The sequence below is a fragment of the Streptomyces prasinopilosus genome (assembly GCF_001419695.1).
Classification (GTDB): Bacteria; Actinomycetota; Actinomycetes; order Streptomycetales; family Streptomycetaceae; genus Streptomyces; species Streptomyces prasinopilosus.
On the sequence record NZ_LIRG01000351.1, the window covers coordinates 1 to 11,283 of the forward strand.

Consider the following 11,283-nt stretch of genomic DNA (forward strand, 5'->3'; position numbering starts at 1 on the left):
CGCGCCGGTCCACGCGTGCTTGACCGACATCGCGCCGGTGACCAGCTCGCGGTGGGCGGTGCGCGGGTTGCGGGCGTCGATCTCGCGGTCGATGATCCGGTTGGCGGCCATCGCGAAGGTGCGCAGGCCGACCATGGCGACCGTGACCAGGAGCAGCTCGCCCCAGTGGATGGTGCCGTCCCACTCGTACATCGCGGTGAGGGCGGCGATGTAGGCGAAGGGCAGCGCGAACACGGAGTGCTCGATCATCACCAGGCGCAGGAAGGCCTTGACCCTGCCGGTCGGCCGCGGTGCCGCGCCCGAGTCCACGATCCCGTCGGCGGTGGTCATCATGCGAGGCTCCCGAGGAACGCGTCGAGGTCGGCCAGGAGGCCGGCGACGGGCAGCGGGCCCGTCTCCACGGTCAGCGGTGTCCCGGCGTCCTCGTCGGACGGGTCGTCGGGCGGGGTGACGTGCGCGGTGAAGGCGTAGGCGTCCGCGCCGGCCGGGCGGGCGTCCAGCCGCAGCAGCGCGCCGCCGTCGACCGTGAACGGCCCGCCCGTCGCGGCGGCCAGCTCGGCGCGCAGCCGCTCGGCGAAGTCGGCGGGTTCCGTGTCGCGCACCCCGGGCAGCTCGAAGCCGCCGCCCTCGCCCTCGTGCTCGGCCAGGACCGCCCAGGTGTCCCCGGCGCCCGCGAACTCCTCCGGCGGGACGCCGGCCTGCTCGGCGGCCTGCCGGACTCCGGGATCGGCCGGGTCCAGCTCGGGGCGCACGAGGGCCACGTAGTCGGTGCCGGTGCCGATGAAGAGGGCCGGGCCGCCCGCGCCGGCGGGGCTCACAGCCCGTACTCCTTCCAGCGGCGGTCGACCAGCGCGGCCGTGCCGGGGTCGGACTCGACCATGTCGGGCCAGCCGCCGTCGCGCGTGTAGCCCTCCTCGGGCCACTTCTTCGTCGCGTCGATGCCGGCCTTGCCTCCCCAGAACTGCTGGTAGGAGGAGTGGTCGAGGTGGTCGACCGGGCCCTCGACGATGCTGAGGTCGCGGGCGTAGTCGGTGTTGCCGAGGGCCCGCCAGGCGACTTCGTGCAGGTCGTGGACGTCGCAGTCGGAGTCGACGACCACGATCAGCTTGGTCAGCGACATCATGTGGGCGCCCCAGACCGCGTGCATCACCTTCTGCGCGTGCTTGGGGTACTTCTTGTCGATCGAGACGATCGCGCAGTTGTGGAAGCCGCCGGCCTCGGGGAGGTGGTAGTCCACGATGTCCGGGACGATGATCTTGAGGAGGGGCAGGAAGAAGCGTTCCGTCGCGCGGCCCAGGGGCCCGTCCTCGGTCGGCGGGCGGCCGACGACGATCGACTGGAGCAGCGGGCGCCTGCGCATGGTGACGCAGTCGATCTTCAGGGCGGGGAACGGTTCCTGCGGGGTGTAGAACCCGGTGTGGTCGCCGAAGGGCCCCTCGGGCAGCATCTCGCCCGGCTCCAGCCAGCCCTCGATGACGACCTCGGCGTGCGCCGGCACCTGGAGCGGGACCGTCTTGCAGTCGACCATCTCGATCCGCTTGCCCTGCAGGAACCCGGCGAAGAGGTACTCGTCGATGTCGCCGGGGAGGGGGGCGGTGGAGGCGTACGTCACGGCGGGCGGGCAGCCGAAGGCGATGGCGACCGGCAGCCGCTCACCGCGCCGGGCGGCCACCTGGTAGTGGTTGCGGCTGTCCTTGTGGATCTGCCAGTGCATGCCGATGGTGCGCTTGTCGTGGCGCTGGAGCCGGTACAGGCCGAGGTTGCGGATGCCCGTCTCGGGGTGCTTGGTGTGGGTGAGGCCCAGGTTGAAGAAGGAGCCGCCGTCCTTGGGCCAGGTGAACAGGGCGGGGAGCTGTTCGAGGTCCACGTCGTCGCCCTGGAGGACGACCTCGTGCACGGGGGCGTCCTTCACCTTCTTCGGCGGTACGTGGGTCATCGAGCCGAGCTTGCCGAACGCCTCGCGCACGCCCACGAAGCCGTTCGGCAGTTCGGGCTTGAGCAGTCCGCCGATCTTCTCGCTGATCTCGGTGTACGACTTCAGGCCGAGCGCCTTCAGCAGCCGGCGGTCGGTGCCGTACACGTTCATCGCGAGGGGCATGCTCGAGCCGCGCACGTTCTCGAAGAGCAGTGCGGGACCGCCTGCCTTCTGCACCCGGTCGACGATCTCACCGACCTCGAGGTACGGGTCGACCTCGGCCTTGACGCGCTTGAGGTCGCCCTCGCGGTCCAGAGCCCTGAGCAGGGAGCGAAGATCGTCGTAAGCCATGGGGTCAAGTATCCCCGAGCGGCTACCCTTGCCCTGTACCTGGGGGCCGTGACCGTACCGAGGCCCCCGACGAACCCTTCTCTGGAGAGGCCCATGCTCAGGGTGCTGATGTTCCTCGTCCCCCTCGCCCTGAGCGTCTACGCGTTCATCGACTGCATCAGCACGAAGGACGAGGACATCCGTCACATGCCCAAGCCGCTGTGGGCGATCCTCGTGCTGCTGTTCCCGCTCGTCGGTTCGATCTCGTGGATCATCGCCGGCAAGAAGCGGCACCCCGCGGGCACCGGCGCCGGCTCCGCCTGGAGCCGGGGCGGCGGCCGGCAGCAGTGGGTGGCCCCGGACGACAACCCCGACTTCCTGAAGTCCCTCGGCGAGGAGAGGAACGGGCCCGGGAGGAAGACCACCGACCCGGATCCGGACCCGAGCAAGGACAAGGACAGGGAACGGGACGAGAAGCCCGAGACCGACTGAGGAACGGGACCGGGGGGAGCCGGCCCGGCCCTATCGCTTCGCCGGCGGCCGGCCGCCCGACCGCCGCACCGCCGGCCTCCCGTCCCCCGTCGGGCGGGCGGGCGGACCGCACGCCGTCGGGGGCGAGCCGCGGCCCGCATCCGTGGGGGCCGGGGTCACTCGCCTTCGAAGACGTCCTCGGCCTCCGGCACGACGACCGCCCGGGCGAGCCAGGCCCGGAGGAGCTCCGCGTCACCGCATCCGGTGATCCGCCCGCGCACCTCGTCGGTGACCTCGAGACCGCGCTGCTCGAGGACGAGCAGCACGTCTTCGGCCGCCCGCTGCAGGTGCCCCTGCTCAAGCCCTTGCGCACGGCCTTCGTCCCGGATCTCCTCGGAGAGGGAGGACTTGTAGAAGGAGAGGTCCACGGCCACCAGATTCCTCCAGAGGTGCTCGGCCGGGCGGTTGCCCAGCCCTTGTGCGGTGAATTCGACGAGGGGGTCCGCGATGTCTTCGGGGGCGTCCCGCAGTGCCGTGCTGACCACGGGGTCCGTTCGGATCAGGGCCGGGCGACCGTCGTTCGGCGGTTGCGGTACGGGCCGCTGCGTGGTGACGGCCCGGGTGGGTCGAGCGTAGGAGGACGAGGGCTCAGGATCCGGTTCCGGCGGTGATGTCCACCCACTCGAGTGAGGGCATGCTCGGAGGCGGGAAGGAACGAGCGAGGGGGGTGGGTGCGGTTGCGGTCCGTCGACCTGGCCCGGCTGGCCGGGGTGTCGACGCAGCAGATCCGGAACTACGAGGAGTCCGGGGTGCTGCCGCCCGCCGTGCGGACGGAGTCCGGGTACCGGGTGTTCGAGGAGGCGCACCGGCAGGCGCTGCTGGCGTTCCGGGCGCTGCTGAGGGGGTACGGGCCGGTGACCGCGACACCGGTGATGCGGCGGGTGCACGGCGAGGACGTGCCGGGTGCGCTGGCGCTGGTCGACGCCGCGCACGCCGCGCTGCACGGGGAGCGGATGGCGCTGCGCGCCGCGGACGAGGCCCTGCGGGCGTCGGCCGGTGCCGGGCCCCCCGTGTCGTCCCGCCCCGCGCTGCGCATCGGGGAGGTGGCCGGACTGCTGGGCGTACGGACGTCGGCGCTGCGGGTGTGGGAGGCCGCCGGGCTGCTGGCGCCCCGGCGGGAACGCGGCACCGGGTACCGCCTGTTCGACCCGGCCGACGTCCGCGACGCCCGGCTCGTCCACACCCTGCGCGGCAGCCACTACCCGTTCGACCGGATCCGCCCGGTGCTGGACGGGCTGCGCCGGGAGGGCGGCAGCGAGGCACTGCGGGTGGCCCTCGCCGCGCGCGGTGAGGCTCTCACCGCGCGCACGCGGGCGATGCTGGAGGGCGCGGGGGCCCTCCACGCCTACCTGGATTCGGTCACCGCCGGGGGACGTGACGGGAAGCCCGCCGGGGACGGCGAAGGCCGGCCCCGGCCCCGTTGACCGGGGTGCGGGGCCGGCCTTCGCCGGCGGTGCCTCGGGGCGCCGCTCAGAAGCCGATGGCGGTGAGGGCGCTCATGCCGACGTCGGCGTAGGAGTGCTTGCCGGAGACGAAGATGTTCACGCCGTAGTAGTTGAACAGCCAGCAGCCGAAGGCGGCCAGGGCCAGGTAGGCGGCCTTGCGGCCCTTCCAGCCGGCGGTGGCGCGGGCGTGCAGGTAGCAGGCGTAGGCGACCCAGGTGATGAAGGACCAGGTCTCCTTGGGGTCCCAGCCCCAGTAGCGGCCCCAGGCGTCGCCGGCCCAGATGGCGCCCGCGATGATCGTGAACGTCCACAGCGGGAAGACGGCCGCGTTGACCCGGTAGGCGAACTTGTCGAGCGAGGCGGAGGCGGGCAGCCGCTCCATGACGGAGGTGGCGAAGCCGCCGGGCCTGCCGCCGCGCGCGAGCTTGCTCTCGTAGGAGTCCTTGAACAGGTACAGGATCGTGCCGACCGCGCCGACGTAGAAGACCGCTCCGCACAGGATCGCGGTGGAGACGTGGATGTACAGCCAGTACGAGTCGAGCGCGGGGACCAGCTGGTCGCTCTCGGTGTACAGGACGGTGACGGCCAGACCGAGGTCGAGGAGGACCGTGGTGGTCAGGAACAGGCCGAGCCAGCGCACGTTCTTCTTCAGGGCCAGCAGCAGGACGTACACGCCGACGGCGGTCGTGGTGAAGGTGATGTTGAACTCGTACATGTTGCCCCAGGGCGCCCGCTGCACGGACAGCGCCCGGGTGAGCACACCGCCGAACTCGACCAGGAAGGCGAGCACGGTCAGGGAGACGGCGACCCGCCCGAAGAGGTCGCCCTGCTCGTCCCCGCCGTGGGCTCCCGGCCCGTCGGGGACGTCCCGCGTGCCGGTCGCGGCCCGGACGACGACCTTGGGCCGCTCCAGCACGGCGGTGCCGCCCTCCTTGCGCACCGTGACGGCGGGGGCCTTCTTCGCGGCCTCCCCGCGGGGGGTGAGCGCGGCGGCGGTGCGGGCGACCTTGCTGCGGCTGCCGAAGATCCATTCGGCGATGTACGCGAAGAAGGCCAAGGTGTAGACCGCCATCGCGGAGTAGATCAGGACGTTGCTGATCTCCGCGAGGTTCTCGTTCTGCGCGGCGGCCAGGCTCGTGGCGGTGACCAGATCGGGTGCGGCGGCGAGAGTCACGGCTTCTCAGCCCCTTCGGCAGGTACGGCTCGGGGATCGGGGGAATCGGAGGGATCGGGGGAACCCGGCGAACCGGACGGTTCGGACGGCTCCGGCGATGTGGACGACCCGGCGGACGGTTCGGGCTCCGGGACGCCCGGGGCCCGGTCGTAGAGGATCCCGGCGAGCTCGCCGAGTTCCTCGGGCACGGTGGCCGACTCGCTGCGGCCGAGCCCGGCCATCTCGACGACGGTGACGCCGTCGGGGCCCTCGACCGCGCGCACCCACACCCGGCGCCGCTGGATGAACAGGGAGCCGGCCAGACCGGCGATGGCGACGACGGCGCCGCCCAGGGCCCAGCCGCCGCCCGGCTCCTGGACCATCTGGAAGCCGGCCCACTCCTTGACGTCCTTCTCGAAGGTGACCGTGCCCGCCCCGCCCGGGAGGGTCATGGTCTCGCCGGGCGTCAGCATCTTCTTGAACAGCTCGCCGTCGGAGTCCTTGAACTCCTTCATCTTGGTCTTGTCCATCTGGTACACGCTCTGCGGGATGCCCGAGTCGGCCTTCAGGTCGCCGTGGTAGGCGGACAGGGCGAGCACCGGATAGTCGAGGCCCGGGAACTGGGAGAGCATCGTGCCGCTCTCCGAGCCCCCGAAGGTCGGCACGAAGAAGGCGTTGAAGCCGAGCTGCTCCCGCTCGCCCTCGGCGTTGCGGTAGCCGTCGAGGACCTTGACCACACCGGAGGAGGTGACGTTGGAGTCCAGCGGCAGCAGCGGCACGGCGTCCTTGAAGACCACCTTGCCGTCGCCGTCGCGGACGGTGACCACGGGCGCGTAGCCGTGGCTGACGAGGTAGACCTTGGCGTCGCCGATCCGCAGCGGCTCGTTGACCTTGACGGTGGTCTTCTTCTCCTCGCCGTAGGCGCCCTCGCTGTAGGTGAGGTCGGCCTCGTAGGTGCGCGGAGTGCCCCTGTTGGGGCCGGTGCGCTCGTAGGTGCCCTTGAATTCCTTCAGGTCGAAGCTGAACGGTTCGAGGTCCTCGTCGACGGAGAAGAGGTTGCCGTACTTGCGGTCGTCGTACTGCGGGATCGCGTTGGAGAAGCCCTGGCCCTCGACGATCAGCTTGTTGCCCTCGAACTTGAACAGCTGTCCCCAGGCGAAGGCGATCAGCATCACGATCAGGGCGAGGTGGAAGGCGAGGTTGCCGACCTCGCGCAGGTAGCCCTTCTCGGCGGCGACGGCGTCCCCGGCGAGGTGGGCGCGGAAGCGGCGCCTGCGCAGCAGGGCGAGCGCCGCCTCGCGGACCTGCCCGGGATCGGCCTCGGTGCGCCAGGTGGTGTACGCGGGCAGCCGGGTCAGGCGCTTGGGGGCGCCCGGCGGGCGGCCGCGCAGCTGGCCCACGAACTGCCAGGTGCGGGGCGCGATGCAGCCGATGAGGGAGATGAACAGCAGGATGTAGACCGCCGAGAACCACACCGAGCTGTAGACGTCGAACAGGCCGAGCTTGTCGTAGATCGGGGCGAGGAACTCGTGCTGCTCGCGGAAATCGGCGACCCGGGTCCGGTCGACCCCGTTCTGCGGGATGAGCGAGCCGGGGATCGCGGCGAGCGACAGCAGCAGGAGCAGCAGCAGCGCGACCCGCATGGAGGTGAGCTGCCGCCAGAACCAGCGGACCCAGCCGAGGACGCCCAGGGCGGGCAGGTTCGGCAGGTCCTCCTTGGGGGCGGTGGACAGCTGGGAGCCGGCCGCGCTCAGGTCCCGGTCCTGTTCCCGCTCCCGGGCGGCCGCGTCGGACGCGGCGCCCCCGGGTCCCGCCGGGGTGCGCTCCGGGTCGGTTTCGGATGTCGTGCTCATCGCCGTCAGATCCCCACAGTGAAGCCGTTGGACCAGGTCTGCATCTCCACCACGAGGCTGTCCCACACGCCGGTGAGCAGCAGCACGCCGGTCACGATCATCATCGTGCCGCCGATCCGCATGACCCAGACGTAGTGCCGCTTGACCCAGCCGAAGGCGCCGAGCGCCTTGCGGAAGGCCACGGCCGCCAGGACGAAGGGCAGACCCAGTCCCAGACAGTACGCGACGGTCAGGACGGCCCCGCGTCCGGCGCTCTCCTGCTGTGCGGAGAGCGTCAGCACGGAGGCGAGGGTGGGGCCGATGCAGGGCGTCCAGCCGATGCCGAAGAGGGCACCGAGGACGGGTGCGCCGGCCAGGCCGGCCGCCGGACGCCGGTGGAAGCGGAACTCGCGCTGCGTCAGCCAGGGCATCATCCCCATGAAGAAGACGCCCATGAGGATCATGAAGACGCCGAGCACCTTGGTGAGGATGCCCGACTGCTCCTGCAGCGTCTGCCCGAAGTAGCCGAAGAAGGCGCCGCCGGAGACGAACACGACGGTGAAGCCGAGGACGAAGAGCGAGGCGCCGGCGACCATCCGGCCGCGCCGGGCCTCCGCCAGGTCGGTGCCGGACACCCCGGTGACGTAGGAGAGGTAGCCGGGGACCAGCGGCAGCACGCAGGGGGAGAAGAAGGAAACGAGCCCGCCGAGCAGGGCGATGGGCAGCGCCACCAGCAGGGCGCCGTTGAGCACCGTGCCGTTGTAGACCCGGTCGGCGGCGAGGTGCGCCGTCCCGGCGGAGAGGGCGCCCGCCTCGGCCGCGAGCGTGGTGAGGACGGTCACGTCACTTCTCCGCGAGGACCGGCTCGAGCATCTTCAGCAGCCGCTCCTCGCTGAGCGCGGTCAGCGAGCGGGCCGCGATCCCCCCGTCCCGGTCCAGGATCAGGGTGGAGGGGATCGCCTGCGGGTTCAGGGTGCCCTTCTCGAAGCGGAGCATCAGCTTGCCCGTGGGGTCGTACAGGCTCGGGTAGGTGATGCCGAAGTCCTTCTCGAAGGCGAGGGCCGAGCCGGCGCTGCTGTCCCGGGTGTTGATGCCGACGAACTGCACGCCCCGGTCGGCGTACTCCTCGGACACCTTGGCGAAGTACTTGGCCTCCGCGCGGCACGGGTTGCACCAGGAGCCCCACACGTTGAGGACGACGACCTTGCCCCGGAAGTCGGCGACGTCGAGGGGCTCGCCCTCGAGGGTCTTGCCGGACAGCTCGGGCGCGGTGGCGCGCTCGCCCTTGTCGGCGGTGGCGATGCCGTCGGTGCCGGTGACGAAGTTGGTGTTGCCGCCCCCGTCCGACGCTCCGCCGGAACCGCACGCGGTGAGCAGCAGGGCGGCCGCCGCGGTGCCCGCGGTCACGACGGCACGGCGACGGGCACGGAGGCGCGGGGGGCGCGCGTGGAGGTCACGGACGCCGGTGTCCTGGACGCCGGTGGCGCTGTTCGAGCGCTGGGGGGCACGGCTGACGGCACTCATGTGAAAAGTTTCGCATGTCCGTTCCGGGGATCTCGGGCACCCCCCTTGTGGGTGGAATCCCGCATATCAGGCGCCGCTCACGACCTCCGCGCCGGCGCCCGCCCCGGTCCCCGTGCCCGCACCCGCACCCGCACCCGCACCCGCGGGGCCGCCTGTGTCACCGGAACCACCGGAACCACGGGAGTCGTCGGATCCGCCGGAACCACCGGAGCCGTCGGAGCCGTCGGAGCCGTCCGGGGAGTTCTTCCGGCCCCCGGCCGGTTCCTGCCCGGCCCCGGGGTGCGCGACCGCTCCGGCACCCCGGGCTTCCGCACGTCCAGCCGGCCGGTGGACTGCCGGACGGAGGCCGTGCGGACGCCACCGCCCTCTCCCTCCCCCCGCGCGACGTGCCGGACGGCACACCCGGCGCGGCCCGGACGGGCGTGCCGCGCCGGGTCCCGGAGGCTAGGGCGTGTTGCGAAAGGAGCGCCGTCCGCCCGAAGGGCGGGCCCCGCGGCGTCGGGTGCGGTGCATCGCACGGCGGAGGGTCGCCCGCGTACGGGGCGTACGCGGGCGATCCCGACAACGCGGCGAGGCGCCGTGCCGGGCGTCGCGGGGCAGGAGGGACTTTCGGAACACGCCCTAGGCCCCGAAGGCCTTGCCCCGGGGGGCGTCCTTGCCCTTCACCGGCTTGGCGCCGGCGAGGAGGTGGGCGGGGACGAGGTCGCGGGCCGGCTCGCTGTAGCCGACGGAGACGATCTTGTCGCCCAGGTAGGTGAAGGTGGTCAGCGAGGCGAGGGTGCACTGACGCTTGCGCGGGTCGTGCCACAGCCGCCGCTTCTCGACGTAGGACCGCACGATCCAGATCGGCAGCTGATGGCTGACCAGCACCGCCTCGTGCCCGCGCGCCGCGTCCTTCGCCGCGTCGAGCGCGCCCATCATGCGGACGACCTGCGCGATGTACGGCTCGCCCCAGGACGGCTTGAACGGGTTGACGAGGTGCTTCCAGTTCTCGGGCCGGCGCAGCGCCCCGTCGCCGACGCCGAAGGTCTTGCCCTGGAAGACGTTCTCCGCCTCGAGGAGCCGGTCGTCGGTGGCGACGTCCAGACCGTGCGGCTTGGCGATGGGCTGGGCCGTCTCCTGGGCCCGCTCCAGCGAGGAGGCGCCGACGTGGACGATGTCGCGGGAGGCGAGGTGCTCGCCGACCCGGTTGGCCATCCGCCGGCCCAGTTCGGAGAGCCGGTAGCCGGGGAGCCGGCCGTAGAGGACGCCCTCCGGGTTGTGGACCTCGCCGTGCCGCATGAGGTGGACGACGGTGAGGTCACCGTTGCCCGTGCTCTTGTCCGTGCCGCCGCTCATGCCGTCGCCTCCGCCGCCGCGCGGGCCGCCGCGGGGAGGGCGTCGGCGATGCGCTGGACGGCCCGGTCGTCGTGCGCGGTGGACACGAACCAGGACTCGAAGGACGAGGGCGGCAGGTAGACGCCGCTCTCCAGGAGGGAGTGGAAGAAGGCGGTGTAGCGGAACGACTCCTGCGTCTTGGCGTCCTCGTAGTTCCTCACCGGCCGGTCGGTGAAGAAGACGGAGAACATGTTGGAGGCGTTCTGCAGCGTGTGCGCGACGCCCTCCTTGGTGAGCGCGTCGGTGACGAGGGACCGGATCCGCTCCGAGGCGGCGTCGACCTTCTCGTACGCGGCGTCGTCGAGCAGCCGCAGCTGGGCGAGTCCGGCGGCGGTGGCTACGGGGTTCCCGGAGAGGGTGCCGGCCTGGTAGACGGGCCCGGCGGGGGCGAGGTGGGCCATGACGTCGGCCCGGCCGCCGAAGGCCGCGGCCGGGAAGCCGCCGCCCATCACCTTGCCGAAGGTCATCAGGTCGGGCCGCACGCCGTCGACGCCGAACCATCCGGCGCGGCTGGTGCGGAACCCGGTCATGACCTCGTCGGAGATGTACAGCGCGCCGTTCGCGGCGCAGGCGTCCTTGAGCCCCTGGTTGAACCCGGGCAGCGGCGGCACGACGCCCATGTTGCCCGGGGACGCCTCGGTGATCACGCAGGCGATCTCGCCGGGGTGCGCGGCGAAGGCGGCGCGTACGGCGTCGAGGTCGTTGTAGGGCAGGACGATCGTGTCGCCGGCCTGGGCGCCGGTGACGCCGGGGGTGTCCGGCAGGGCGAAGGTGGCGACGCCCGATCCGGCGGCGGCGAGCAGCGCGTCGACGTGGCCGTGGTAGCACCCGGCGAACTTGATCACCTTGGCGCGCCGCGTGAAGCCGCGGGCGAGCCGGATGGCCGACATGGTGGCCTCGGTACCGCTGGACACCAGCCGCACCTGCTCCAGCGGCTCGATCCGGGCGACCATCTCCTCGGCGAGCGCGACCTCGCCCTCGCCGGGCGTGCCGAAGGAGGTGCCGCGTGCGACGGCGTCCTGCACGGCGGCGACCACCTCGGGGTGCGCGTGCCCGAGGATCATCGGTCCCCAGGAGCAGACGAGGTCGACGTACTCCCGCCCGTCGGCGGCACGCCCCGGTTCATGGTGTCCGGCACCGGCCCGTACCTGACCGACGCCGACGGGCGGGAGTACG

General features: G+C 72.1%; 12 protein-coding genes. 2 read left to right on the forward strand and 10 right to left on the reverse strand.

Annotated elements, in window-relative coordinates:
• From AOK18_RS15730 to AOK18_RS15740, 3 genes are all read right to left on the reverse strand, one after another.
• Positions 1-333, reverse strand: a 333-nt coding sequence (locus tag AOK18_RS15730; protein ID WP_420865614.1) for a UbiA family prenyltransferase, incomplete at its 3' end; no start/stop codon positions are given.
• The gene (locus AOK18_RS15735; protein WP_055571035.1) at positions 330-818 is read right to left on the reverse strand and encodes a hypothetical protein; all 489 of its coding nucleotides are present in this window, start codon (positions 816-818) and stop codon (positions 330-332) included. The genes AOK18_RS15735 and AOK18_RS15730, both read right to left, overlap by 4 nt.
• Positions 815-2,266: a menaquinone biosynthesis decarboxylase gene (locus tag AOK18_RS15740; protein ID WP_055571034.1), complete on the reverse strand. Its 1,452-nt coding sequence runs from the start codon at positions 2,264-2,266 to the stop codon at positions 815-817. The genes AOK18_RS15735 and AOK18_RS15740 overlap by 4 nt, the downstream gene beginning before the upstream one ends.
• A 93-nt stretch (positions 2,267-2,359) precedes the next feature.
• Between AOK18_RS15740 and AOK18_RS15745 the strand changes: the two genes are divergently transcribed.
• Complete coding sequence (locus AOK18_RS15745) at positions 2,360-2,737, forward strand: PLD nuclease N-terminal domain-containing protein (protein ID WP_074994270.1); 378 nt, start codon at positions 2,360-2,362, stop codon at positions 2,735-2,737.
• A gap of 155 nt (positions 2,738-2,892) precedes the next feature.
• On the opposite strand, the gene AOK18_RS15750 is transcribed toward AOK18_RS15745, so the two are convergent.
• The gene (locus AOK18_RS15750; protein WP_420865615.1) at positions 2,893-3,261 is read right to left on the reverse strand and encodes a hypothetical protein; all 369 of its coding nucleotides are present in this window, start codon (positions 3,259-3,261) and stop codon (positions 2,893-2,895) included.
• 186 nt (positions 3,262-3,447) lie between these two features.
• Here AOK18_RS15750 and AOK18_RS15755 point away from each other — a divergent pair, with 186 nt between their 5' ends.
• A complete protein-coding gene (locus tag AOK18_RS15755; protein WP_240503194.1) occupies positions 3,448-4,200 on the forward strand; it encodes a TioE family transcriptional regulator in 753 nt (250 codons plus the stop codon).
• 46 nt (positions 4,201-4,246) lie between these two features.
• On the opposite strand, the gene ccsB is transcribed toward AOK18_RS15755, so the two are convergent.
• The 6 genes from ccsB to AOK18_RS15785 form a co-directional block, all read right to left on the reverse strand.
• On the reverse strand, positions 4,247-5,395 hold the full coding sequence (ccsB, locus tag AOK18_RS15760; RefSeq protein ID WP_055571032.1) for a c-type cytochrome biogenesis protein CcsB: 1,149 nt from the start codon (positions 5,393-5,395) through the stop codon (positions 4,247-4,249).
• Entirely contained in the window at positions 5,392-7,227 is a 1,836-nt protein-coding gene (resB, locus tag AOK18_RS15765; protein WP_079105033.1) for a cytochrome c biogenesis protein ResB, read from the reverse strand. The genes ccsB and resB overlap by 4 nt, the downstream gene beginning before the upstream one ends.
• 5 nt (positions 7,228-7,232) lie before the next feature.
• Entirely contained in the window at positions 7,233-8,048 is an 816-nt protein-coding gene (locus AOK18_RS15770) for a cytochrome c biogenesis CcdA family protein (protein ID WP_420865616.1), read from the reverse strand.
• Between the two features lies 1 nt (position 8,049).
• Positions 8,050-8,730 (reverse strand): TlpA family protein disulfide reductase, encoded by a 681-nt coding sequence (locus AOK18_RS15775; RefSeq protein ID WP_055694768.1) that lies wholly within the window; start codon positions 8,728-8,730, stop codon positions 8,050-8,052.
• A gap of 621 nt (positions 8,731-9,351) precedes the next feature.
• On the reverse strand, positions 9,352-10,068 hold the full coding sequence (locus AOK18_RS15780; RefSeq protein WP_055694769.1) for a histidine phosphatase family protein: 717 nt from the start codon (positions 10,066-10,068) through the stop codon (positions 9,352-9,354).
• Positions 10,065-11,171 (reverse strand): glutamate-1-semialdehyde 2,1-aminomutase, encoded by a 1,107-nt coding sequence (locus AOK18_RS15785; protein ID WP_338119118.1) that lies wholly within the window; start codon positions 11,169-11,171, stop codon positions 10,065-10,067. Before AOK18_RS15785 ends, AOK18_RS15780 begins: the two co-directional genes overlap by 4 nt.
• Positions 11,172-11,283: the final 112 nt, after the last annotated feature.

Bases quoted from the DNA above. Each gene is read 5' to 3' on its own strand.
- AOK18_RS15740 (WP_055571034.1), bottom strand. From the start codon at position 2,266: ATGGCTTACGACGATCTTCGCTCCCTGCTCAGGGCTCTGGACCGCGAG.
- AOK18_RS15785 (WP_338119118.1), bottom strand. From the start codon at position 11,171: ATGATCCTCGGGCACGCGCACCCCGAGGTGGTCGCCGCCGTGCAGGAC.
- AOK18_RS15745 (WP_074994270.1), top strand. From the start codon at position 2,360: ATGCTCAGGGTGCTGATGTTCCTCGTCCCCCTCGCCCTGAGCGTCTAC.
- AOK18_RS15780 (WP_055694769.1), bottom strand. From the start codon at position 10,068: ATGAGCGGCGGCACGGACAAGAGCACGGGCAACGGTGACCTCACCGTC.
- resB (WP_079105033.1), bottom strand. From the start codon at position 7,227: ATGAGCACGACATCCGAAACCGACCCGGAGCGCACCCCGGCGGGACCC.
- AOK18_RS15775 (WP_055694768.1), bottom strand. From the start codon at position 8,730: ATGAGTGCCGTCAGCCGTGCCCCCCAGCGCTCGAACAGCGCCACCGGC.